Below are 22401 nucleotides of genomic sequence, written 5' to 3'. Positions count from 1 at the left end.
GTACTTTTAAAAAGGAGTTTGATCCAAAAGATACCGAAGGACAAGGGTTTATTGAAGGTAATAGCTGGAACTACAGTTTCTTTGTCCCTCAAGATCCGGCTTCGCTGATTGAAATGATGGGCGGCAAAAAGAAATTTGCAACCCGTTTAGATACTTTGTTTACGATGCATTTACCCGATGAGTTTTTTGCACATACAGAAGACATTACCCGTGAAGGTATTATTGGCGGATATGTACATGGTAACGAACCTGCACACCATATCGCTTACCTTTACAACTGGACCGATCAGCCATGGAAAACGCAGGCGCAGATCCGTCACATCTTAAACATGCAGTACAAACCTACAGCCGACGGCTTGGGGGGAAATGACGACTGTGGACAGATGAGCGCCTGGTATATGTTCTCTTCTTTAGGTTTTTATCCGGTAGCGCCAGGTTCTGATGTATATTCGTTAGGCAGTCCGTTGGTTAATAATGCTGTAATTAACTTAGAAAACGGTAAAACATTTACGGTTGAGGCAATTAAACAAAGCGATAAAAATGTTTACGTAGAGAAAGTTTTATTGAACGGCAAAGAAATTACCGATCATAAAATCAAACACGCCGATATCACCAATGGCGGAAAGCTTACTTTTTACATGAGCGCAAAACCTAAAAAATAATTTTTCTCATCCCTGTACAAATTGAACCGTTGACTAATTTTAGTTAACGGTTTTTTTGTTTACCCTTCGAATGTCGTCATTTCGGGCGGACCCGATAGCTATCGGGTGGAACATAGTCGAGAACCCGAAGGCTCTGCGAAGCAAAATCTATCTCGAGATAGATCTCTCCATTCCACTGCATTCCAGTCGAGATGACGATACTTTTTATTAAATTTTCTATATTGATAACGGAGTGAAGTTGAAGGCCATTATTAACCAAATTTCCGTGTTTTTCCTTGCCTCCGTGGCTAAAAAACACACCAACTCTTTCTCTATGTAATCTGTTTTTGATGAAAACCTGTAATTAAAATAAATTTTGATATCTAAATTATCTATCGTAATATTGCGATATAAAATTATGGGACTTACCAAAACAGAAATCTTCACCGAAGAACAGAACCAGATGGCAGCGTTATTAAAAGCAATGGCTCATCCTGCACGAATTGCGATTCTTCAACGCATCCTTAAATCGAATACCTGTATCTGTGGCGATTTGGTTGAGGAGCTCGGCTTAGCTCAGGCGACCATTTCTCAGCATTTAAAAGAACTTAAAAATGCAGGTATTATACAAGGCACTATCGAGGGGGTGAGTATTTGTTATTGTATAGAACCTAAAACCTGGAAGTTATTACAAACACAGCTGGGCGATTTCTTTGCTGCATATAAGGGCGGGCAAAACTGCTGTTAAAATTTTTTACTTAAATCAATCGTTAAATTGCAATATTATGATCAATACATCTTCAATAGAATGGAGCAGCTTTAAGGCTGATCTTCAGCAACATCCAGAATTAGTGTTACAGTTTCAATATGCTCCAGGCAAGCGTGTAAATGCCAATTATCACATCACTGAAATTAAACAGGCACCGATTGTTTCGGTAGATTGTGGAGGCGTGATGAACGCCTGGACTGAAATTATTGTACAGCTATGGGAACCTAGCGAGCAAGAAACGGGTAGGGCCATGCAGGTGAAAAAAGCACTATCCATTATCAATTTGGTAGAAAGCAAAATCTCTTTAAACCCCAATGGAATTGTGAAAATTGAATTTGGTAATTCTGCATTCGATACAAGGCAGATGTTTCCAGGTGAATTTAAAATTGATGGGGAAAACCTGATTTTGGATCTAACACCTGATGCAACCCAATGTAAAGCGATTAATCGTGGCGGAAGCTGTGGCACCACCGAAACAGGCGAAGAATGTTGTGCGCCTGCTCAACCAATAAAGCAAAAGGTCGAATTGGTTAATCTGGCAGCTGATCAAAATAGTTGTTCTCCAGGAAGTGGATGTTGTTAATGATTCAAAATTTATAGGAATGAAAAATGTATTGGTGCTTTGCACCGGAAATAGTTGCAGAAGCCAACTGGCAGAAGGTTATTTGAAGCATTTCGCCCAAAACACGGCCAAAATTTACAGTGCTGGTATCGAAGTTCATGGCGTTAACCCAAGGGCGATAAAAGTAATGGCCGAAGATGGAATCGATATTTCAGGTCAAACCTCGAACAATATTGAGGAGTATTTTGATGTGCCTTTCGATTATGTGATTACCGTTTGCGACCATGCGAAAGAAAGTTGCCCATATTTCTCAACGCAGGCTATAAAACTGCATCATAATTTTCCCGATCCTGCAAAAGCCGTAGGTACCGATGAAGAAATCATGGCCGAATTTAGAAATACAAGAGATCTGGTAAAGGTTTACATGGAAGATTTTGTAAACAAAAACCTAAAACGCTAATATGTCAGCAAATATTTGTGCACCTGCAGCTCAAAGAAAACACCTAAGCTTTTTAGATCGTTATTTAACGCTGTGGATTTTCTTAGCCATGTTATTGGGGGTGGGTTTAGGCTTTTTGTTCCCTTCATCAGCGGTTTTGATCAATTCATTTTCGAGCGGGAGTACAAACATTCCTCTGGCCATCGGATTGATCCTGATGATGTACCCGCCATTAGCAAAAGTTAAGTACCAGAATTTAGGCGAAGTATTTAAAAATGTAAAAATATTAAGTACTTCGCTCGTTTTAAACTGGATAATAGGCCCGATTCTGATGTTTTTCCTGGCCATTGTATTTTTACATAATTATCCTGAATACATGGTCGGCTTAATTATGATCGGTCTTGCCAGATGTATTGCCATGGTGGTGGTATGGAATGAACTTGCCGATGGAAACCGAGAGTATGCTGCTGGTTTAATTGCCCTGAACAGTATTTTTCAGGTATTGCTTTACAGTGTATTTGCTTATTTTTTTATTACGGTTTTACCACCCATTTTTGGTTTAAAAGGCCTTTCTGTATCAATTTCTATTGCAGAAATTGCAAAAAGTGTAGGGATTTATCTTGGGGTTCCGTTTGTACTCGGCATTTTAAGTCAAAAAGTATTGATCAAGTGGAAAGGCGAAGACTGGTTTTACTCCATTTTTGTACCGTTGATTTCTCCCATAACTTTAATTGCTTTGTTATTTACCATTATAGTGATGTTTAGTTTGAAAGGAGAACTAATTGTGCAGATTCCGATGGATGTACTGCGAATTGCATTACCCTTGGTGATTTATTTCATGATCATGTTTGTGATCAGTTTTTTTGCGGGCAGGTATTTCGGTGCAGATTATGGTAAGAGTACCGCTATTGCGTTTACGGCAACTGGTAATAACTTCGAATTAGCCATCGCTGTAGCAATAGGTGTATTCGGTATCCACTCCGGGCAGGCATTTGCCGGTGTGATTGGTCCGTTGGTTGAGGTACCTGCACTAATTGCGCTGGTTAACCTGGCGCAATGGTTTAGGAGGATATATTTTAATTAGGAGGATATATTTTAAAGAGTTGTAATAGCCTGTTGAAATTTGATCCAATTATTTTCTTTTTAACATTTCTGTCACACTGAGCGGAGTCGAAGTGCTTTTAATATATCAAAAAGGGTCTTCCACTAACCTACCATTAACAGACTCCAAAAGAAAAATCGTCATCTCGACTGAAGCGCAGCGAAACGGAGAGATCTATCCAGAAAGATTTTGCTTCGCAGAGCCTTCGGGTTCCCGGCTTCGTTGCACCCGATAGCTATCGGGTCCGCTCGAAATGACGATTGATCTAGATACTATGCAATTACCTCATCGAAATTAGTGGCAGTTGCCAGATATTTCCAATTGGCCATATCTCTTTGTACATCTGCAATTTTTCCATCAGCTACCTGATAAGCATCGGGGCCTAAGAATAAATGAAGCGGTGGGTTTTCACTTTTTGAAGCTTCAATAATCACCTCAACTGCTTTGGCCGGATCGCCTGGCTGTTGGTTATTGATGTCGTTTTGGTGTGCTGCTTGTGAGTCGCGCACCTCTTTGTAGGCATCAATTGGTTTATTTGGCACTGCTAACGATCCCTCAGTAAGGAATGCTGTTCTGAAATAACCGGGTTCTACAACTGTTGCTTTGATGCCCATTGATTTTACTTCGGCAGCTAACGACTCGGTGAAACCTACCACTGCAAATTTTGTAGCGCAATAAATTCCGAAGCCAGGGAAGTTACCTGAAAAGCCCCCGATTGAAGAAATATTGAAAATGTGACCTGATTGTTGTTTTCGCAATTGAGGAAGTACCTTTCTGATTACATTTAACGAACCGAAAACGTTCACGTCGAAATTTTGACGTGATTCTTTATCGCTTAATTCTTCTAAAGCACCAAGCATTCCATAACCTGCATTGTTTACCACCACATCTAACTGACCAAATTTGCTAATCGTTTGACTAACTGCTGCTTCTACGCTGTTTTCATCGATTAGGTCAACCGCTAGCGGCAAGAAGTTTTCGTGTTCGCCAACTGCTTTTGTTAAGTCGCTCAGGTTTCTTGAAGTTGCAGCAACGTTAAGGCCACTTTTTAATAATGTTTTTACTAATGTAAGTCCCAGGCCTTTTGATGCGCCTGTTACAAACCATACTTTCTGATTTTCCATAATTTTTTGTCTATTGAATTAATTTTTGTCGAAATCTGTTGAAATTGTAATTGCTTTCCAGTCTCTAAATTCCTTTTGTAGCGATTCTAACTTGTTGGTTGCTCTTTGAAAAGCGTCGTTCCCTAAAAGTAAATGAAGGGGTGGATTAGGCATACTTGCCAGTGAAATCATCGCGGCAGCAGCTTTTTCGGGATCACCGACCTGCTGACCGTCCATTTTTAGATATTTGCTGTGTATTGCCCGCACTTCTTCGTATTCGGCAATTGGATTGGCAGCCAAAATCAACGAATCAGTGGTTAAGAAACTGGTTCTGAATGCACCAGGAGCCACAACGGTTACTTTAATGCCAAATTCTTTTAGGTCTTCTGCCGATACTTCGGATAATGCAATCACAGCCGATTTTGCTGCTGCATATACCGCCCAGCCAGTTGCGCCTGCAATACCTGCAATTGATGCAATGTTGATGATATGTCCGGCTCGTTGTGCCCTTAAATAAGGTGAAGCTTTTCTGATGACATTCAGTGTTCCGAAAACGTTAACATCAAAACTGTTACGTGTTTCGGCATCGCTAAGCTCTTCGATACTGCCTCCGATTCCGTAACCTGCATTATTGATAACTACATCGATTCTTTCGAATTTTGTAATAGTCGTCTTTATAGCATCCTCGACGCTATGCTCGTCGGCGAGGTTAACGGCCAGAGGAAGGAATTTTCCGCTATCATTATTTACTGCTTTTTTAAGTTCACTGATATTTCTTGATGTGGCCGCAACATATTGGCCAGCATTTAGCAACTGATGAACCAAACTTAATCCTAAGCCCTTTGAAGCTCCGGTAATAAACCAAACTTTTTTCTTGCCCATAGTTTTTTCTTTTTATTAAGACAAAATTACAGTACAAATGAATTCGCTTTATTACGTTAATCAAACTTATGATTACGAAATTCAAACAATTCGGTATGAAGTGGGGGTGTGGTTAGTTAGTTTTTTAAAAAAGTTATTAAAATGGGTAGGCTCTTCAAAACCGAGGCAATAACCTATTTCTGATATATTCCAGTCGGTATGCTTGAGCAAAGCTTTAGCTTCGCTTAATAAACGCTCAGTAATATAATGCGTGGTAGTTTTGCCAGTGGTTTCTTTAATTGCACGGTTTAAGTGGTTTACATGTACCGAAAGTTGTGACGCATAATCTTTGGCTGAGCGCATGGTAAGCCTTTGCGTAGTCGTTTCGATGGGGAATTGGCGCTCTAATAACTCCGTAAAAACAGAAGTGATCCTGGTATTGGCATCAGTATGTTTAAATAGCGTTTCAGATGGCTGTGTTTTTAGCGCAAAGTGTGTAATTTCAGTAATATAGTTTCTGAGCAGATCGTATTTATAGATGTAATCGGTGTTGATTTCCTCAAACATTTTATTGAAAATGCTTTCTATTTGAGCATCTTGTTTTTCATCTAAAATATACGCTGGTTTCCCGCCAGGCACAAACATGGGCAAATCGCCTATGTTTCCACGGATCTTTTCAGTAAAAAAAGCCTCAGTAAAAATGCAGAAATAGCCTGTAACCTCGCTTTGTTTACCACTGGCCAGTTCCCATGTATAAGGTACAAGTGGATTAAAGAAGATTAAAGCGGTGCCATTAATCTCAATACTTTTATCCGCATAATGGTAAACATTATGTCCGCGGGTAAGGCATATTTTGTAATAATCCCTGCGGTTATAACTCATTGGTTTATGATCATCCCTTAAGCAATCTTCTAACTTGAAAACGTTAAAATGGCCTACGCCATTCTGTAGGTTGTCTGGTAAGAAACTGAATTTGTTCTGGTAAAAATCTTCAATGGTTTCTGGCTTGTTCATAAATCAAAGTTACAAAATTCAAACGTAAACTAAATTACTGTAATTAAAAGGAGATTTCGATGATAAAAATATTTGCATTAAATATACCGATTGGTATATATTTGCACTGTCAATTTAAAAGAACATGACCAAGGCAGAAAAAACAAGAAATTTTATTGTAGAGAAAACCGCACCTATTTTTAATATGAAAGGTTATGCAGGCACTTCTTTAAATGATATTACTGCTGCCACGGGTTTAACCAAAGGCAGTATTTACGGTAACTTCGCCAATAAGGATGAAGTGGCACTGGCGGCTTTTGATTATAACCTGAAAAATGTTTCATCGAGGATAGATGCTGACATGAACAAACAAGTCAGCGTAAAGGACAAGCTTTTGGTGTATATCAATATTTACCAAAAATTTATTGACGGTTCAGTATCAGAAGGAGGTTGCCCTGTTTTAAATACCGCAGTTGACGCTGATGATACCCATCCCGAATTGCGGGGAAAAGTTTTGAAAGCAGTTTTAGGCTGGAAAAATAAAATTGCTAAACTGGTTGAAACAGGTATTTCTGTTAAAGAAATTAATGCAGATCACAATCCAGAGCAGGTTGCATTAACAATTATCGCTATAATAGAAGGTGGCATCATGATCTCAAGGTTGACCAACAAACCTGCGCATTGGAATTTAATTATGGAATCGTTAAAAAAATATATCAATAGCCTCAGCTAAAAATTTTTAAATTAAAATATACCGATTGGTATTTTATTATGAAAAGAACCAGAACAATAACTTGGGAAGACCCGATGAAAGGAGCGAAGGAAGCTATGCAGATGGATGGTGTCGATTATCTGCGGGCCATGAGCGATCATAAATTTCCACTACCGCCATTATTGCATACTTTGGATTTTAGTGTAAGTCTGATCGAAAAAGGCAATGTGGTTTTCGAATTTACGCCTCAGGAATTTCATTACAACCCGATCGGTACCGTGCATGGAGGCATAATTACGGCCATTTTAGATTCGGCCATGGGCTGTTCGATCCATTCGCTTTTACCCGCCGGAAGAGGATATACCACTTTAGAGCTGAAGGTAAATTTCCTGAAAGCCGTTACCATCCAAACCGGGAAACTAAAAACTGTAGGGAAGGTGATCAACCTTGGTGGACGTACCGCCTTGGTAGAAGCACAATTAGTTGATGAAAATAATAACGTTTACGCTCACGCAGTGAGTACTTGTTTAATCTTAAAATTTTAAAAAAAAAATATAAAATGAAAACTTCACAAAATACCGTTTTATTGATCGGCGGAACAGCTGGTATCGGTTTAGAAATTGCAAAACAGTTAACTGCTTTAGATAATCACGTAATTATAACCGGTAGAAACCAGGAACGACTAGATGCAGCTGCTGCATCATTACAAAATGTAACTACCATTCTCTCTGATGTAAGCAAGGCTGAAGATGTAGATCAATTGGTAGCCCGTATCAAAGCCGATTTTCCTCAATTAAATATCGTGATTAATAACGCAGGAAGAGCAATCCTATATAATTTGGCTGACCCCAATCAAGACGCTTTTGCCAATGCGGAAGATGAAATGTTGACCAATTATTTGTCAATTATCAGAATCAATCAAAAATTGCTGCCTGTTTTAAAAGCACAGAGCGAATCAGCTATTGTAAACGTTTCATCTATTGTGGCTTATGTTCCTGGAGTTACTTTACCAACTTATGCAGCTAGTAAAGCGGCATTACATTCTTACAGCACTTCGTTAAGGTTAAGTTTAGAAGAAACTGCTGTTAAGGTTTTCGAATTGATGCCGCCATTGGTGGATACTGAATTCTCAAAAGAAATTGGCGGTCATAACGGCATTAAACCATCTGTTGTAGCCGATGAGCTCTTGGCTGCTTTAGCCAATGATGAATTTGAAATCAGGGTGGGTGATACCGCTAAAATTTATGAATTGTTCAGACAATCGCCCGTTGATGCCCTGAATGTGATGAATGCCAACAGAAAAGCCTGGGTTGATTCGGTACAGAATTAAAAAATATAGCAGGGATGAAAAAGAAGCTAGCATTTGCATTTATTATGGCGGTTTTTACTACAGGAATAGTTACTTTCGCGGCCATAAGTGTTAATCTTGGATTTACATCGATCTTTATGAAAGTTTGGTTAAAATCATGGGGCATTTCTTACATTGTAGCTGTCCCTGCTATATTAATTATTGCCCCACGCATACAATCATTGGTCGATTATTTATTCAAGAATATTGACTAAAAATTATTAAAATGAAAAGAATAGTAGTAACAGGTTTAGGTGCAATAACACCGCTTGGTAATACCGTTGAGCAGTTTTGGCAACAGATATTGGCCGGAAAAAGTGGCATCGGTGCCATTACAAAATTTGATGCCAGTAAATTCAAAACCCGCTTTGCGGGCGAGGTAAAGGATTTTAATCCTGAAGAATACCTGGAGAAAAAAGAAATTAAAAAGTACGACCTTTTTACCCAATATGCAATCGGTTCAAGTGATCAGGCGATAAAGGATTCGGGATTAGATTTTACTGCAATGACCGATGATCAATTGGCCGAAGTTGGTGTAATCTGGGCAACAGGAAACGGTGGGATCGGTACTTTTGAAGCGCAGCTGGAAGAATTTCATGCAGGTGATGGAACACCAAGGTTTAATCCTTATTTCATTCCGAAAATGATTGTCGATATCGCCGCCGGAGCCATTTCCATCCGTCATAAATTGCGTGGACCAAATTATTGTACTGTATCTGCTTGTGCATCATCTAATACAGCCATTATCAATGCTTTCGATACTATTCGTTTAGGAAAAGCAAGTGTAATGATTGCTGGCGGTTCTGAAGCTGCGTTGACCAAGTCGTCTGTAGGTGGCTTTAATGCCGCTCAGGCTTTATCTAAAAATAACGATGATCCTCAAGGGGCTTCGAAACCCTTTGATGCCGATAGAGATGGTTTTGTGATGAGTGAAGGTGCAGGGGCATTGGTTTTAGAAGATCTGGATCATGCTTTAGCACGTGGTGCACATATTTATGCCGAGATTATTGGTGGTGGAATGGCAGCTGATGCATATCACTTAACCGGTACCCCGCCTGATGGGATTGGTGCGGCTTTGGGTATGACAAAAGCTTTAAAAGATGCCGGAATTACTGCTGATAAAATCGATTATATTAATGCACACGCCACTTCAACTGGCTTAGGCGATTTAAGTGAGCTACAGGCAATTAATACTGTATTCAATGGTTTGCCTGTTCTAATTGGTGCAACTAAATCGATGACGGGTCATTTACTTGGTGCTGCCGGAGCGGTGGAAAGTGTCATCAGTATATTATCGATAAGAGATAATGTGGTTCCTCCAACCATTAATACCAAAAATCTTGACGAAAACATTCCAGAAGGATTGAATTTTGTGTTGGGAGAAAGTATTAAAAAGGAAATTAATTATGTGTTAAATAACACTTTTGGTTTCGGTGGACATACCGCCAGTACTATTTTTAAAAAGTATGAGGCTTAATTGATTTTATCATTCCCAGCTTAATTAGGGATTCTATAAAGTGTTTGGTTAATCGCCAAGCACTTTTTTTGTTTGAGATAGGTTTAAATCGTGTCGTCATCTCGACTGGAGTGCAACGAAATGGAGAGATCTGTTATGTAAGATCTTATACTGGTCTTAGCGTCTCGCTACGACCCTAATATTTTCTAACGTGAAGAATGCAGATAGCACGGAAAATGCAATGTAACGTTCTTCGATTACGCTCAGCGTGTTAATCACTTTGGTTATGCCGATGGGCAGCAAACTAATGAACCAATGCCTAATGAACTAATGAACTTATTACTTATCCATTAATAAATTAACCAGTTCTTTTAATTCTTCAATTTCAAGTTCCAATTTTTCTATTCTATTTTCCAGTTCAGTAGGGTCAAATTGCGGTATGCTTATCGTTTCGGTTTCAGGTTCTGAAGTGGTTTCGGCCTGTTCGCCTAAAAGATGAACAAAACGAGCCTCTTTCTGTCCAGCTTTTTTTGCCAGTTGTTTTACAAATGCAGGTTCTTCATCCGATAGTTTCTGAAGTTGTTCTAAAACTTCTTCTATGCTTTCAAATTCATATAATCTTCCTGAGTTACTATTGATTTCACCAGGTGTTAATGGTCCGCGTAAAAGTAAAAGACAGATAATGGCCAGCTCCGAAGGCAATAAAGGATAAACAATTGCCAGGTTATGTTTGTATTTAGTTGCGCGGCTTGATCCTCCTGTAGCAGTGGAGATTAAACCTTTTATTTTAAGTTGGTTTAGTGTTAAAGTTATAGTTTCCTCATCGTAATTTACCACCGGATTTCTTGAGCTTTTCTGGTTGCATGCGGCAGTTAAACCATTCAAAGTCATTGGGTAATAATCGGGCGTGGTGCGGCTTTTTTCTATTAATGCGCCTAAAATGCGTTGTTCTTCTGCTGATAAATCGGGAAGTGGTTTTACGTTGTCCATGTTATAAAAGTATAAATTGGTTGAACATTTTGAAAATTATTTTGTTAATGATTTATTTCTAGTGAGTTATATAAAAATATTAACGATAGAATAATTCTAAATTTCTGAATTGCTACATTCTGAACTTTAGAATAGCGAACTTAGGAGTACATCCCAATATCTTAAATATTCAATTATGAAATCTTCCGATCAGAAACCAAATGAGGGTGATAGCAGGCGCGATTTCCTCAAAAAAAGTTCGGTAATTACAGCCATTGCACTAACGCCTGGTGTTGCGGTTAAAGCAGCAGAAAATAAGGCCGATGAACGCTTTGCAGAACTTTTCGAGAAAATCCCATTAAAGCTTACCGTAAATAACAAAGCATATCAAACTATGGTTGAGCCCAGGGTAACGCTTTTAGATTATTTGCGTGAAGAATTACACCTAACCGGGACTAAAAAAGGATGCGACCATGGCCAGTGTGGTGCTTGTACCGTTCATGTTGATGGACAAAGGGTAAATTCCTGCCTGAGTTTAGCAGTGATGAATGAGGGAAAGAAAATCACCACCATTGAGGGTTTAGCCAACGGAGAAACTTTGCATCCCATGCAAGCTGCATTTATCAAGCATGATGGTTTTCAATGTGGTTACTGCACGCCTGGTCAGATTATGTCGGCCGTGGCCTGTGTACGCGAAGGGCATACTGGTTCGAGAGCAGAAATAAGTGAATATATGAGTGGAAATATATGTAGATGTGGTGCTTATCCTAATATAGTTGATGCAATTATTGAGGTTAAGGAAGGGGGAGCAACGGTGTGATCAATTTTCAATATTTAAGAACAACCACGGCAAAATCAGCAATTGCCTTATTGGTAAAAGATAAAAATGCCAAATTTTTGGCGGGTGGAACAAACCTAATCGATTTAATGAAAAGAGGCGTTACGGCACCCGAAAAACTCATCGATATCAATCATGTTCCACTAAAACAGATTGAGCAGATTGGAAATAAAATCCATATTGGTGCTTTGGCATCTAATTCAGCAGTTGCAGAGCATGCCCTGATTAAAGAGAAACTACCGTTACTTTCCTGGGCTTTACAGGCAGGAGCATCTGCCCAGCTAAGAAATGTAGCTACTGTTGGCGGTAACATGATGCAGCGTACACGTTGTGGCTATTTTTATGATACCGAAATGCCTTGTAATAAACGTCAACCCGGTACAGGCTGTGGTGCCATGGGAGGTTTTAACCGCATGCATGCCATTTTCGGGACTTCAGAGAAATGTATTGCCGTTCATCCAAGCGATATGTGTGTAGCATTAACGGCTTTAGATGCTGAAGTGGTATTGGCCAATGCGAAAGGAGAGCGAAAAATGCTATTTAAAGATTTTCATCGTCTGGCAGGAGATACCCCACAGTTAGACAATAACTTAAAAGCAAATGAAATGATTATCCGTTTGGAAATTCCGGTAAATAACCTCGCTAAAAATTACCATTATCTTAAAGTTAGAGATCGGGCTTCATATGCTTTCGCTCTTGTATCAGTTGCAGCAGCATTTGAGCTCAACAATAATAAAATTACCGATATTCGATTGGCAATGGGTGGAGTAGCGCACAAACCCTGGCGTTTAACAGCATCCGAAAATTTCTTAAAAGGAAAAGAAGCCACCTTATCGAATTTTGAACAGGCAGCCCAACTGGCCATGAAGGATGCAAAAGGTTTTGGAGGAAATGACTTTAAACTTAAACTGGCACCCAATACAATAATCGAGGCGTTGAATCTTGCAAAATCAAAAGTTTAGTTATGGAAAAGAGAATTTTAAAAGACGATAACGACCGCGTAGATGGAATTTTAAAAGTTACGGGGCAGGCTAAATATTTTGCAGAATATGAACTACCAGGTTTAACCTATGGCGTTTTGGTTACCAGTACCATTACCAAAGGAAAAATTACAGCACTCGATACCAAGGCGGCCGAAAAAGCACCAGGTGTAATTGCTGTGGTTTCGCATTTAAATAAGCCATCGGCAGCTGCTTACGAGCAGGAAGGTGGACCACAGATGAAGATTTTTTACACCGACAAAATTTTCTACAATGGACAGCCTATTGCAATTGTAGTGGCCAATACCTTCGAAAGGGCAACTTATGCGGCTTCATTGGTTAAAGCAACCTATGTCAAAGAGGATTTTAACACCGATTTTGAAAAAGCTTTAAAAGATCCTAAAGCTAAAAAACTTCAAGGTCAGGCTGACTATAAACGTGGTATAGAAAACGCTTATAAAACCGCAGAGGTGAAGCTCGAAGAAAGATATTTCCTGCCTATCGAAACGCATAATCCGATGGAACTTCATGGAATTATCGCCGATTGGAGGCCAAATAACCAGCTTACGGTTTATGCCAAAACACAAGGTGTAAAAGCTACCCAGGGCACTATTGCAAATGTTTTTAAAATTCCGATGGAGAATATTCAGGTAAATTCGGAGTTTGTTGGTGGTGGTTTTGGGATGGCACTCCGTACCTGGCCGCTTGAAATTGCAACGGTGATGGCTTCTAAACATATTGGTAAGCCTGTAAAAGTGGTGATTACCAGAATGCAGATGTTTACAATGGTCGGTAATCGGCCTGCAGCTATACAAACCATTGGTTTGGGTGCAAATAAAGATGGTAAATTAACAGGGATTACGCACAGGGCTTATGGCGAAACTTCAACTTACGAGAACTTTACCGAAGGTGTGGTTAACATGGCGAAGTTTATGTATCAATGCGATAACGTAAATACCGCTTATGCCATCGTTCCGGTAGATCTTGGTGTACCGATATGGATGCGTGGTCCAGGAGAGGCTACAGGAGCTTTTGCCCTGGAAAGTGCAATTGATGAAATGGCACATGCTCTTGATATGGACCCATTGGATTTCAGGATAAAAAACGATCCTGAAACCGATCAGCAAAAAAACAAACCCTTTTCGAGCAAAAACATTAAAGAAGCTTATAAAATTGGCGCAGAAAAAATAGGGTGGAGTAACCGGAAAAATAAGCCTGGCAGTTTGATTGAAGGATCATGGCAGACAGGCTATGGGGTAAGTGTTGGCGTTTTTAACGCCAATAGAGGTAAAGCCAGTGTGAAGGGCATTTTAAAGGCTGATGGATCGCTGCTTTTGCAAAGTGCAACAAGCGATATCGGCCCGGGAACAGGAACTGGCATGACTTTAATCGCCAATAAATTAATGAAGATCCCTGTAAATAAAATTACATTCGAACTGGGTGATTCTTCTTTGCCACCAGCGCCTAGTCAGGGTGGTTCGGCTACATTATCTACTGTTGGCTCAGCAGTGAATGATGTTTGTGTGGCGTTAAAATCAGCCATTGCAGAACTTGCTGCAAATTCAAATATGGATGCAACGGCTAATTTTGTTGATGTATTAAAGAAGAACAATCTTCCGTCTATTGAAGTAACCAAAGAAAGTCAAGGGGGAAAGGAGAGGGATAATTACTCCATGTATTCGTTCTCCATCCACTTTGTGCAGGTAAAGGTTCATGCGCTTACAGGCGTAGTAAAAGTGAGTAAAATCGTTTATGTAGGCGATTCAGGTACCATTGTAAGTCCAAAAACTGCCCGAAGCCAGATGCTCGGTGGTGCTGTTGGCGGTATTGGCATGGCTCTAACCGAAGAATCGATTGTCGACCACCGTTATGGAAGATATATCAATAATAATTTTGCCGATTACCATGTTCCGGTAAATGCCGATGTGCCAGAGATTGATGTTAACTTTATCAATAAACCCGATCCTTACATTAATCCGATGGGTGCAAAAGGAATGGGTGAAATTGCATTGATCGGTTTTTCTGCAGCTGTAGCCAATGCTGTTTTTAATGCTACCGGAAAAAGGATCAGAACATTGCCAATTACACCAGATAAGATTTTGGCATAATTACTTCTCTAAATATCCTAAACAAAAAATGCGTCCCGATTTTATATCGGGACGCATTTTTTATGAAGATTCTTCGCTTTCACTCAGAATGACAAACAGAAAAATTATTTAGCAACCGCTTTACCTGAGTAAGTTGCCGCTAATTTTAATGCATTGTAAGTATTTACAATTCCGCCACTAATACAAAGATCAGAGAACGGGATAGAAACTTTTTCTGCACCAGGCTCTTCACCTTTGGCATACTCTACATTATGGTTAACTTTGGTAACCGATTTAACAATGATTTCTTTTACCTGCGCCGCTGTTAATTTTGGATAATAAGAACGGATTAATCCTGCTAAGCCAGCCACAACGGGAGAGGCCATGCTGGTTCCATCTAAGTTTTTGTATTTAGAACCCGGTACAGTAGAATAAATCTGAACGCCGGGAGCAAAAACATCTACCTGGGTTTTGCCGAAGTTAGAGAAACTGGCTTTTAGTGTTTCATCATCTTTAGGGCCTGAAGCGCCAACGGTAATCCACGACGCAATAGTTTTTTCATCTAAATCTTTATGGTTAGGGAAATTATTTTCTACATCGATATTTTTGTTTTCGTTACCTGCTGCCTGAACGATCAATACATCTTTAGATGCCGCATATTTCATAGCTTCGTTAACAATGGCTTTGTCCCAGCTATAAGCCTTGCCAAAACTCATGTTGATTACTTTTGCACCGTTATCAACTGCATAGCGGATCGCATTTGCAACATCTTTATCTCTTTCATCACCATTTGGTGTACAGCGAACACCCATAATGGCAACGTTATCTGCAACGCCTAAAATACCAAGTTTGTTGGTTCTATCAGCTGCAATTATACCAGCTACGTGTGTACCATGCATGGCATCAGGACCTGCAATGTCGTTATTGCCATAAAATTTCTCCTTAACATTGTTTGGATCATCGCCAACTATGGCGCGTGGATCGTAATCAAGGTTTAAGTTGTAATTAACCTGGCGTGTATAGTAATCCAGTCCTTCTACAATCTGATCTTCATAAAAATCTTTAAAGCTGCCTTTTTCTAATTGCTGGCTCAGTACATTTTGGATTCTGCCTTCAACCTCTGTTGATGGTTTGAAGTTTTTAAAATCTTCTACAGTTGGGTTTTCTTTACCGATTTTCTTTACTACAGCATCTAAAGCTGTTTTAAAACCGGTAATACCTGCTAAATTTTCCCTGGCTTCTGCCAATTGTTTTTCTAAGTCGGCTCTTTCTGCTTTAAAAATTTCGAAATCCTTTTTATCTTTTTCCGCTACATTCGCATCTGTAGTATTGGCAAAACGTGCCTGATCGCGACGAACCAAACGGGTTAATTCTAAGGTTTCGAAGTTTACAGATTCTTTAGGGCCGCCAATAAAGTTCCAGCCATTTATATCGTCGATATAGCCATTCTTATCATCGTCCTTGCCATTACCAGCTATCTCCTTGGTATTTACCCACATAATTCGTTTTAAGTCTTCATGGGTAGCTTCTACGCCACCATCATTTACCGCTACGATAACTTTAACAGATTTTTTACCTTTTAAAAGTTCTTTATATGCTTTTTCGGTACTGATTCCGAATGTACTATCACTTTTAAGATCAAGATTTTGCCAATTGGCTTTTTGCGCATTGGCCAAAGTTGGTACCGCACTCACAAGCGCAACACTTAACAGTGCGCTGAAAATTCTACTCTTATTCATTTATGTATTTTTGTATTAAACGGCGAAAGTTAATTTTAATTTCTTTATTGGAAGAAATTGTATTAAAAATGATGTTTTTCACACATTTTATTAACGAAAAAAATCCTGAAATTCATTATTCAGGATTTTGATCTTTAAAGCAAAATTTGCCTCTGTTTATTTCATATTGGCAACGATTTTTTTCGCCATTTCATCATGAGATTCGATTACACTTAAAGTGTTGCCTGCCCAGCTTTTAATTGCCTGATCGCGGTTTTGCATACCCAGTTTAAATAATGCTATTGTTTTTTCATGATCGGTAACCATCATATCCATATAATGTTTATCAAAAGCTGTACCGGTCATTTTCTTCATTTCATCCAAATGAATCTGATCTTCTGCCGGCAATGCATCTGGGGTGATTACTTTTTTGTTTACAGCCAAAGCTTTCAACGCTGTATTGGCCTTCGTATGATCGGTTAACATTTTAGCCGCAAAGTCTTTCACTTCGGTACTTTTTGCATTAGTTTGTGCAATTTTTGCCGCTTCAACTTCCATTATACCTCCAATTGATGCTTTTCTTAAAAAAGTTGCACCCGCTTCATCAACACCCGATTCTGTACTTTCCGCTCCTGTAGTATGGTTGCCATTTACCATATTGGTGTCGCCAGCAACACTGTCTTTTGTGGTTGCCGATTTCTTGTCGGCAGTTTGGCAAGCCTGAAATGAAAGCGCCAGGGCAAAAGCAGATAATAAAAATATCTTTTTCATGTTTTCTCTATGTTTTGATGTGTATGAAAAACAAGAGAGTTGAAAAAAGGTTTTATATCTATTCTGATGCCTTACTGTATGCGTTTTGAATAACGATGCCCATTTGGCTTTCTGGATTTTTAATTGGCGAAAAACCGAATTGTTCATATAGGCTATGTGCATCTAAAGTAGCCAACTGGTAACGCCTCAAACCTTGTAAATCTGGGTGGAAGATCATGAACGACATCAGTTTTTTTGATAAGCCCAAACCACGGTAACTTTCTTTAACGTAAACATCGCAAAGCCATGCAAAAGTAGCTTTATCGGTTACCCAACGGGCAAAACCTACCTGTTCTGTACCTTTGTAAATACCAAAACAAAGCGAGTTTTCAATAGAACGTTTTACGGTATCTAAAGGGATGTCTTTTGCCCAATAGGATTCTACACTTAAATAATGATGTATGGCTTCGAGATCTAAAAGCTCTTTTTTATCGGAAAGTACAAAACCGTTTTCGCTGATTTCCATAGTTGAGATGGGTTAATTGGTTAATTGTAGTATTACAGTTAACCGATTAACCAGTTTAAACATTTAACCTAGTTACGCATATTAATAAACTGCAATGGCTGACCAAAATCTTCATTTCTACAAAGATTCATCACGGCCTGCAGATCATCGATTTTTTTTGCGGTTACTCTAACCTGGTCATCCATAATAGCAGGTTGAACTTTTAATCCACTGGCTTTGATTTTTGCCACAACCTTTTTTGCTGCTTCCTTATCTAATCCTTCTTTAATACTGATTTCTTTTCTGATCATGTTGCCCGAAGCCTGATGCTCATCGCCAAAATCTAAGCTTTTCGGATCTAAATTCTGTTTCATCATCCGCGAGATAATGGAACCTTCGATTGCTTTTAATCGCATATCATCTTCAGTAACGATGGTTACTACGTTTGTTTTTTTATCGAGATCAATGGTGCTTTTCGATCCATTAAAGTCGAATCGGTTAAGGATTTCTTTTTTAGCATTGTTAATTGCGTTGTCTAATGTTTGCGCATCAACTTTACTTACAATATCAAAAGAAGGCATGGTTTTAGCTTTAAAGTAAAAAAATAAGTAGATTTAATAGAAATTAATCCATCCTCACAAAAAAACGAAAAATAATATGAAAACCACTAAGCCTAAGTCTCAAAAAAAGATCACCAAAAAAGAAGTGAAGAAACAATTAGAACAATCGATCACCGATAAGTTCTTGGATGTGATCAAAAGTTTAGGTCATGATGTATCTGAAATCAGTACGGAGGTAGGGAAAGCGAGTAAGCGTGTGGCTAAAAAATTAACCAAGAAATTCACCATCGTAAAGGCAGATGTGGGGCAAAAAATTGATGATTTATTAAGTGCGTCAAAAGAAAAGACCAAAGCGGCGGAAAAGCCGGTTGCAAAAGCATTAAGCAAATCTGAAAAATCTGCTGAAAAAGTGGTTAAGAAAGCAGTAGCTAAGGCTAAACCAGTAGTACAAAGTATCAAAGTAGCTGCTATCGAAACAGAAGAAAAAGCCGAAAAGGTATTGGCAAAACCGGTTGCTGAAGTTAAAAAAGCTGCAAAAGAATCGGCAACAGTTGCGAAGAAAGCAGTGGCTACAGCCACTAAAGTACCTTCAAAGGCGGCTACAGTAGTTAAAAAAGCTGCAACACCGGTAGCTACATCAGAAAAAGCTGAAGCGGTTGTTAAAAAAACAGCGGCTAAAGCTGCGCCCACAGTTAAGAAAGTTGTAAAAACACCAACTAAAAAATAAATTTGTTAACATTAACAAGTAAATGAATTAACATCGATTTAACAAATTAATGTGCAGTTTTGAGCATCCCTGTTTTGGCAGGGATTTTTTATTTTTTTAAATGAGCAATAAGAAGATCCCTTTTTTAAACCGCGAAATTAGTTGGCTTTACTTTAACGAACGTGTACTGCAAGAAGCTGCCGACGAAACAGTTCCGCTGATTGAACGGATTAAATTTCTATCTATATTTTCTTCAAATTTAGAGGAATTTTACCGTGTGCGAGTGGCCACCATGACCCGGCTAACCAATCTGAACGATAAGGCTAAAGCACTTTTGGGATTTAACCCAAAGAAAATTCTGAATGAGATTAAAAATATTGTTGTAAAACAAGAAAGAAAATTCGACCAGCTTTTTCAGGCTACCCTAATAAACGAACTTGCTCAAAACAGGATTTTTATCTTAAACGATACCCAACTGAATGTAAGCAGGGGCGAATTTGTTAAAAATCATTTCAGGGATAAGATTTTATCTAATCTGGTTCCCATTATGCTGGATATGGATAAACCTTTTCCAGAACTGAAGGACCGGTACCTCTACTTTTTTGTTAAACTTTCGAAAAAAGATACAAAAATTAAAGAGAAATATGCACTCATTGAAATTCCGCCTAATTTGCCGCGGTTTTTGGTGCTCCCCGAAACAAACGATCTAAAATTTATTATTCTTGCCGAAGACATTATCAGGTATTGTTTAGATGATATATTTTATGTTTTCACTTACGATAATTTAGAGGCTTATTCTATCCAGTTAACACGGGATGCCGAATTAGATATTGATAAAAACATTAATGATAAATTTATCGATGATTTAAAAAGCAGTTTAGAAAAACGTAAAAAAGGGAAACCAATGCGTTTGCTTTATGATTCGGCGATGCCTTTAAATATGCTTACTGTACTGGTAAATAAACTTAAGCTTGAGGCTGAAAGTTTAATTCCGGGTAACCGTTACCATAAGTTTGGCGATTTTATTGCTTTCCCAAATGTTGGTAAAAAGGAATTGGAATATGCGTCGAATGTGCCACTAAAGGTGCACGATTTGCACAGAACCCAAAGTATGTTTAATAAAGTTGCCCAGCGCGATTATTTGGTGAATTTACCCTACCAATCTTATGACTATATTATTTTGTTCTTGCGTGAAGCTGCAATTGATCCTAAAGTAACCGAAATACAGATTACTTTATACCGCTTAGCCGAAAACTCAAAAGTAATCAATGCATTAATCAACGCTGCTAAAAATGGTAAAGCAGTTTCTGTTTTATTGGAACTTAAAGCCCGTTTTGATGAACAGGCTAATATTTACTGGACCAGCCGCTTAATGGAGGAGGGTGTTAAGGTAAATTATGGCTTAACCGACTATAAAGTACACTCTAAAATTTGTTTGGTTAAACGGATTGAAAAAGATAAGCCGGTTTATTACGCAAACTTAGCAACTGGAAACTTTAATGAGAAAACAGCAGGTTTATACTGCGACCATAGTATTTTTACCGCGAAGAAAGAGATTACCAACGATCTGGTAAAACTTTTTGATGCGTTGAGCAAACGTACCGTAACCAAAGGATTTAAACACCTGATTGTTTCTCCGCTGGAGAGCCGATCGAAATTGGTCAATTTTATTAACCGCGAAATCAGGAATGCTAAACAAGGCAAACTCGCCTACATCATGTTAAAGGTAAATAGTTTAGCAGATGAAGGGATTATTGCCAAACTTTACGATGCGAGCAATGCTGGGGTTAAAGTTCAGCTGATTATCCGTGGTATCTGCTGTTTAGTACCTGGAGTAAAGGGTTTTAGTGAAAATATTACCGCCATTAGTATCATCGATAAGTTTTTGGAACATGCCAGGGTTTATATTTTTGGCAATAACGGTAAAAACGACATGTATTTATCATCTGCAGATTTAATGAGCAGAAATTTCGAACACCGGGTAGAGGTGGGATTCCCGGTTTTAGATCATGATGTGAAACAGGAAATACAGGATATCATCGATCTGCAACTGCAGGATAATACCAAATCGAGGCAGATTAATATTTTGAACAATAATAAATACCATAAAAACAGATTAAGTAAAAAGATAAGGGCGCAGGTAGACATCTACAACTATTTAAAAACCAAGCATCAATCATAATGTTAAGATACGCAGCTATAGATATCGGTTCGAACGCGGTGAGGTTACTCATTGCTGATATTAGCAAACAGGACGGAAAATATAAGTACAAAAAGAATACCCTTATACGTGTGCCGCTCCGGTTGGGAGATGATGCATTCTTAGATCAATATATTTCGGAGAAAAAATCTGCAGATCTGGTAAAAACCATGACTGCTTTTAAGAATCTGATGGATGTTTATCACGTTTCTGAATATTTAGCCTGTGCAACATCTGCTATGCGCGAGGCCCGTAACGGAGAAGACATTGTTAAGCTGATTAAAAAGGAAGCTGACGTTACCTTAGAAATTATTGAGGGGCAGCGGGAAGCAAATATTATTTATGCTAACCATATTGAAGAAGAGTTAGACGGAAATAAAAATTACCTATATATTGATGTGGGTGGAGGTAGTACCGAACTGTCGGTTTTTGTAAAAGGTGCTCCAGAAGCATCAAGATCCTTCAATATAGGCACCATCAGGATGCTCGACAACCAGGATAAAGAAGAAACCTGGGATGAAATGAAAGATTGGGTAAAAGAGCATACAAAAGCCTATAAACATTTAGCTGGAATTGGTACCGGTGGTAACATCAATAAACTTTTCCGCATGTCGGATGAGAAGGAAAATGCACCTTTATCGTTGCAGAAGCTAAATTCGATGTATAATAAATTAACCAGTTATTCATTGAAAGAAAGGATTAATACGCTGGGCTTAAATCCCGACCGTGCCGATGTAATTATCCCGGCTTGTGAGATTTATTTAACCTTAATGAAATGGACTGGTATAAAACAGATTTATGTACCTAAAGTGGGAATGGCTGACGGGATTATTAAGTTGTTGATCGAAGAGAAATTGGATTAAATTACGCTACTTGATCGTCATTTCGACCGAAGCGGAGAAATCTATCAAACAGTTTTATATGTGGTGTCAGATGTTTCCATCTGACACTAAAATTTATTTTTATTAAACTGTCGGATAGTAACATTCAACAGCGCTAAAGATCGTCATCCTGAGGAATAATTTATTTAATAAAAATAAATGTAAATGACAGATTTTTTGCGAATCCTACACTGATAGAGAGCGTCATCCCCCAACTGGAT

At 38.7% G+C, this 22401-nt stretch carries 24 protein-coding genes; 16 read left to right on the top strand and 8 right to left on the bottom strand.

The features are described 5' to 3' along the window. The 5 genes from ASU31_RS25635 to arsB all read left to right on the top strand — a co-directional run. Positions 1–662, top strand: a 662-nt coding sequence (locus tag ASU31_RS25635; RefSeq protein WP_167346246.1) for a glycoside hydrolase domain-containing protein, incomplete at its 5' end; no start/stop codon positions are given. A 397-nt stretch (positions 663–1059) separates the two neighbouring features. Continuing rightward, positions 1060–1389 (top strand): ArsR/SmtB family transcription factor, encoded by a 330-nt coding sequence (locus tag ASU31_RS25630; RefSeq protein WP_057935091.1) that lies wholly within the window; start codon positions 1060–1062, stop codon positions 1387–1389. Between the two features lie 37 nt (positions 1390–1426). Next, the gene (locus ASU31_RS25625) at positions 1427–1993 is read left to right on the top strand and encodes a DUF6428 family protein (RefSeq protein WP_057935090.1); all 567 of its coding nucleotides are present in this window, start codon (positions 1427–1429) and stop codon (positions 1991–1993) included. Positions 1994–2012: 19 nt separating this feature from the next. After that, a complete protein-coding gene (locus ASU31_RS25620; protein WP_057935089.1) occupies positions 2013–2432 on the top strand; it encodes an arsenate reductase ArsC in 420 nt (139 codons plus the stop codon). 1 nt (position 2433) lies between these two features. Then, positions 2434–3495, top strand: a complete 1062-nt coding sequence (arsB, locus tag ASU31_RS25615) for an ACR3 family arsenite efflux transporter (RefSeq protein ID WP_057935088.1) — start codon at positions 2434–2436, stop codon at positions 3493–3495. A 290-nt stretch (positions 3496–3785) separates the two neighbouring features. Here the strand turns inward: arsB and ASU31_RS25610 are convergent, their stop codons facing one another. The 3 genes from ASU31_RS25610 to ASU31_RS25600 form a co-directional block, all read right to left on the bottom strand. After that, a complete protein-coding gene (locus ASU31_RS25610; protein ID WP_057935087.1) occupies positions 3786–4637 on the bottom strand; it encodes an SDR family oxidoreductase in 852 nt (283 codons plus the stop codon). Positions 4638–4655: 18 nt separating this feature from the next. Further along, positions 4656–5498: an SDR family NAD(P)-dependent oxidoreductase gene (locus tag ASU31_RS25605; protein ID WP_057935086.1), complete on the bottom strand. Its 843-nt coding sequence runs from the start codon at positions 5496–5498 to the stop codon at positions 4656–4658. Between the two features lie 81 nt (positions 5499–5579). After that, entirely contained in the window at positions 5580–6491 is a 912-nt protein-coding gene (locus tag ASU31_RS25600) for a helix-turn-helix domain-containing protein (protein ID WP_057935085.1), read from the bottom strand. Positions 6492–6615: 124 nt separating this feature from the next. Here ASU31_RS25600 and ASU31_RS25595 point away from each other — a divergent pair, with 124 nt between their 5' ends. The 5 genes from ASU31_RS25595 to fabF are packed head-to-tail and all read left to right on the top strand — an operon-like array spanning position 6616 to position 10007. After that, a complete protein-coding gene (locus ASU31_RS25595) occupies positions 6616–7203 on the top strand; it encodes a TetR/AcrR family transcriptional regulator (protein WP_057935084.1) in 588 nt (195 codons plus the stop codon). Between the two features lie 38 nt (positions 7204–7241). Next, on the top strand, positions 7242–7727 hold the full coding sequence (locus ASU31_RS25590; RefSeq protein ID WP_057935083.1) for a PaaI family thioesterase: 486 nt from the start codon (positions 7242–7244) through the stop codon (positions 7725–7727). Between the two features lie 14 nt (positions 7728–7741). Beyond that, positions 7742–8512, top strand: a complete 771-nt coding sequence (locus tag ASU31_RS25585; RefSeq protein ID WP_057935092.1) for an SDR family oxidoreductase — start codon at positions 7742–7744, stop codon at positions 8510–8512. 14 nt (positions 8513–8526) lie between these two features. Next, the gene (locus ASU31_RS25580; protein WP_057935082.1) at positions 8527–8745 is read left to right on the top strand and encodes a DUF2798 domain-containing protein; all 219 of its coding nucleotides are present in this window, start codon (positions 8527–8529) and stop codon (positions 8743–8745) included. Positions 8746–8756: 11 nt separating this feature from the next. Further along, positions 8757–10007: a beta-ketoacyl-ACP synthase II gene (fabF, locus tag ASU31_RS25575; RefSeq protein WP_057935081.1), complete on the top strand. Its 1251-nt coding sequence runs from the start codon at positions 8757–8759 to the stop codon at positions 10005–10007. Between the two features lie 318 nt (positions 10008–10325). Here fabF and ASU31_RS25570 read toward each other — a convergent pair whose 3' ends face one another. Beyond that, entirely contained in the window at positions 10326–10976 is a 651-nt protein-coding gene (locus ASU31_RS25570; protein WP_057935080.1) for a YceH family protein, read from the bottom strand. 175 nt (positions 10977–11151) lie between these two features. Here ASU31_RS25570 and ASU31_RS25565 point away from each other — a divergent pair, with 175 nt between their 5' ends. From ASU31_RS25565 to ASU31_RS25555, 3 genes are read left to right on the top strand one after another with little or no spacing between them, the layout of a single operon-like run. Continuing rightward, a complete protein-coding gene (locus tag ASU31_RS25565) occupies positions 11152–11775 on the top strand; it encodes a (2Fe-2S)-binding protein (protein WP_057935079.1) in 624 nt (207 codons plus the stop codon). Beyond that, positions 11772–12755 carry an FAD binding domain-containing protein gene (locus ASU31_RS25560; RefSeq protein ID WP_057935078.1) on the top strand — a complete coding sequence of 328 codons (984 nt, stop codon included), beginning with the start codon at positions 11772–11774 and terminating at the stop codon, positions 12753–12755. Before ASU31_RS25565 ends, ASU31_RS25560 begins: the two co-directional genes overlap by 4 nt. A 2-nt stretch (positions 12756–12757) precedes the next feature. After that, positions 12758–14881, top strand: a complete 2124-nt coding sequence (locus ASU31_RS25555; protein ID WP_057935077.1) for a xanthine dehydrogenase family protein molybdopterin-binding subunit — start codon at positions 12758–12760, stop codon at positions 14879–14881. Positions 14882–14985: 104 nt separating this feature from the next. Here ASU31_RS25555 and ASU31_RS25550 read toward each other — a convergent pair whose 3' ends face one another. From ASU31_RS25550 to ASU31_RS25535, 4 genes are all read right to left on the bottom strand, one after another. Beyond that, positions 14986–16599: a S8 family peptidase gene (locus ASU31_RS25550; RefSeq protein WP_057935076.1), complete on the bottom strand. Its 1614-nt coding sequence runs from the start codon at positions 16597–16599 to the stop codon at positions 14986–14988. Positions 16600–16755: 156 nt separating this feature from the next. Continuing rightward, the gene (locus tag ASU31_RS25545) at positions 16756–17349 is read right to left on the bottom strand and encodes a DUF4142 domain-containing protein (RefSeq protein ID WP_057935075.1); all 594 of its coding nucleotides are present in this window, start codon (positions 17347–17349) and stop codon (positions 16756–16758) included. A gap of 58 nt (positions 17350–17407) precedes the next feature. Further along, positions 17408–17854, bottom strand: coding sequence for a GNAT family N-acetyltransferase (locus tag ASU31_RS25540; RefSeq protein WP_057935074.1), 447 nt, complete (start codon positions 17852–17854; stop codon positions 17408–17410). A gap of 68 nt (positions 17855–17922) precedes the next feature. Next, positions 17923–18414 (bottom strand): YajQ family cyclic di-GMP-binding protein, encoded by a 492-nt coding sequence (locus ASU31_RS25535; protein WP_029275247.1) that lies wholly within the window; start codon positions 18412–18414, stop codon positions 17923–17925. A gap of 76 nt (positions 18415–18490) precedes the next feature. Here ASU31_RS25535 and ASU31_RS25530 point away from each other — a divergent pair, with 76 nt between their 5' ends. From ASU31_RS25530 to ASU31_RS25520, 3 genes are all read left to right on the top strand, one after another. Further along, positions 18491–19120, top strand: a complete 630-nt coding sequence (locus ASU31_RS25530) for a hypothetical protein (protein WP_057935073.1) — start codon at positions 18491–18493, stop codon at positions 19118–19120. A 100-nt stretch (positions 19121–19220) separates the two neighbouring features. Next, positions 19221–21281, top strand: a complete 2061-nt coding sequence (ppk1, locus tag ASU31_RS25525) for a polyphosphate kinase 1 (protein ID WP_057935072.1) — start codon at positions 19221–19223, stop codon at positions 21279–21281. Then, the gene (locus tag ASU31_RS25520) at positions 21281–22162 is read left to right on the top strand and encodes a Ppx/GppA phosphatase family protein (protein WP_057935071.1); all 882 of its coding nucleotides are present in this window, start codon (positions 21281–21283) and stop codon (positions 22160–22162) included. Before ppk1 ends, ASU31_RS25520 begins: the two co-directional genes overlap by 1 nt. The last annotated feature ends 239 nt before the right edge of the window (positions 22163–22401 follow it).

The organism is Pedobacter ginsenosidimutans (assembly GCF_001442625.1).
Taxonomy (GTDB): Bacteria; Bacteroidota; Bacteroidia; order Sphingobacteriales; family Sphingobacteriaceae; genus Pedobacter; species Pedobacter ginsenosidimutans.
The sequence above is the reverse complement of the archived record's forward strand: the minus strand, read 5'-3'. Positions and strand labels throughout refer to the sequence as shown.

Coding starts and splice junctions, on each gene's coding strand:
- ASU31_RS25600 (WP_057935085.1), bottom strand. CDS start 6,491: ATGAACAAGCCAGAAACCATTGAAGATTTTTACCAGAACAAATTCAGT.
- ASU31_RS25535 (WP_029275247.1), bottom strand. CDS start 18,414: ATGCCTTCTTTTGATATTGTAAGTAAAGTTGATGCGCAAACATTAGAC.
- ppk1 (WP_057935072.1), top strand. CDS start 19,221: ATGAGCAATAAGAAGATCCCTTTTTTAAACCGCGAAATTAGTTGGCTT.
- ASU31_RS25565 (WP_057935079.1), top strand. CDS start 11,152: ATGAAATCTTCCGATCAGAAACCAAATGAGGGTGATAGCAGGCGCGAT.
- ASU31_RS25520 (WP_057935071.1), top strand. CDS start 21,281: ATGTTAAGATACGCAGCTATAGATATCGGTTCGAACGCGGTGAGGTTA.
- ASU31_RS25530 (WP_057935073.1), top strand. CDS start 18,491: ATGAAAACCACTAAGCCTAAGTCTCAAAAAAAGATCACCAAAAAAGAA.
- ASU31_RS25570 (WP_057935080.1), bottom strand. CDS start 10,976: ATGGACAACGTAAAACCACTTCCCGATTTATCAGCAGAAGAACAACGC.
- ASU31_RS25590 (WP_057935083.1), top strand. CDS start 7,242: ATGAAAAGAACCAGAACAATAACTTGGGAAGACCCGATGAAAGGAGCG.
- arsB (WP_057935088.1), top strand. CDS start 2,434: ATGTCAGCAAATATTTGTGCACCTGCAGCTCAAAGAAAACACCTAAGC.
- ASU31_RS25580 (WP_057935082.1), top strand. CDS start 8,527: ATGAAAAAGAAGCTAGCATTTGCATTTATTATGGCGGTTTTTACTACA.
- ASU31_RS25595 (WP_057935084.1), top strand. CDS start 6,616: ATGACCAAGGCAGAAAAAACAAGAAATTTTATTGTAGAGAAAACCGCA.
- ASU31_RS25610 (WP_057935087.1), bottom strand. CDS start 4,637: ATGGAAAATCAGAAAGTATGGTTTGTAACAGGCGCATCAAAAGGCCTG.
- ASU31_RS25605 (WP_057935086.1), bottom strand. CDS start 5,498: ATGGGCAAGAAAAAAGTTTGGTTTATTACCGGAGCTTCAAAGGGCTTA.
- ASU31_RS25550 (WP_057935076.1), bottom strand. CDS start 16,599: ATGAATAAGAGTAGAATTTTCAGCGCACTGTTAAGTGTTGCGCTTGTG.
- fabF (WP_057935081.1), top strand. CDS start 8,757: ATGAAAAGAATAGTAGTAACAGGTTTAGGTGCAATAACACCGCTTGGT.
- ASU31_RS25630 (WP_057935091.1), top strand. CDS start 1,060: ATGGGACTTACCAAAACAGAAATCTTCACCGAAGAACAGAACCAGATG.
- ASU31_RS25545 (WP_057935075.1), bottom strand. CDS start 17,349: ATGAAAAAGATATTTTTATTATCTGCTTTTGCCCTGGCGCTTTCATTT.
- ASU31_RS25620 (WP_057935089.1), top strand. CDS start 2,013: ATGAAAAATGTATTGGTGCTTTGCACCGGAAATAGTTGCAGAAGCCAA.
- ASU31_RS25585 (WP_057935092.1), top strand. CDS start 7,742: ATGAAAACTTCACAAAATACCGTTTTATTGATCGGCGGAACAGCTGGT.
- ASU31_RS25555 (WP_057935077.1), top strand. CDS start 12,758: ATGGAAAAGAGAATTTTAAAAGACGATAACGACCGCGTAGATGGAATT.
- ASU31_RS25625 (WP_057935090.1), top strand. CDS start 1,427: ATGATCAATACATCTTCAATAGAATGGAGCAGCTTTAAGGCTGATCTT.
- ASU31_RS25540 (WP_057935074.1), bottom strand. CDS start 17,854: ATGGAAATCAGCGAAAACGGTTTTGTACTTTCCGATAAAAAAGAGCTT.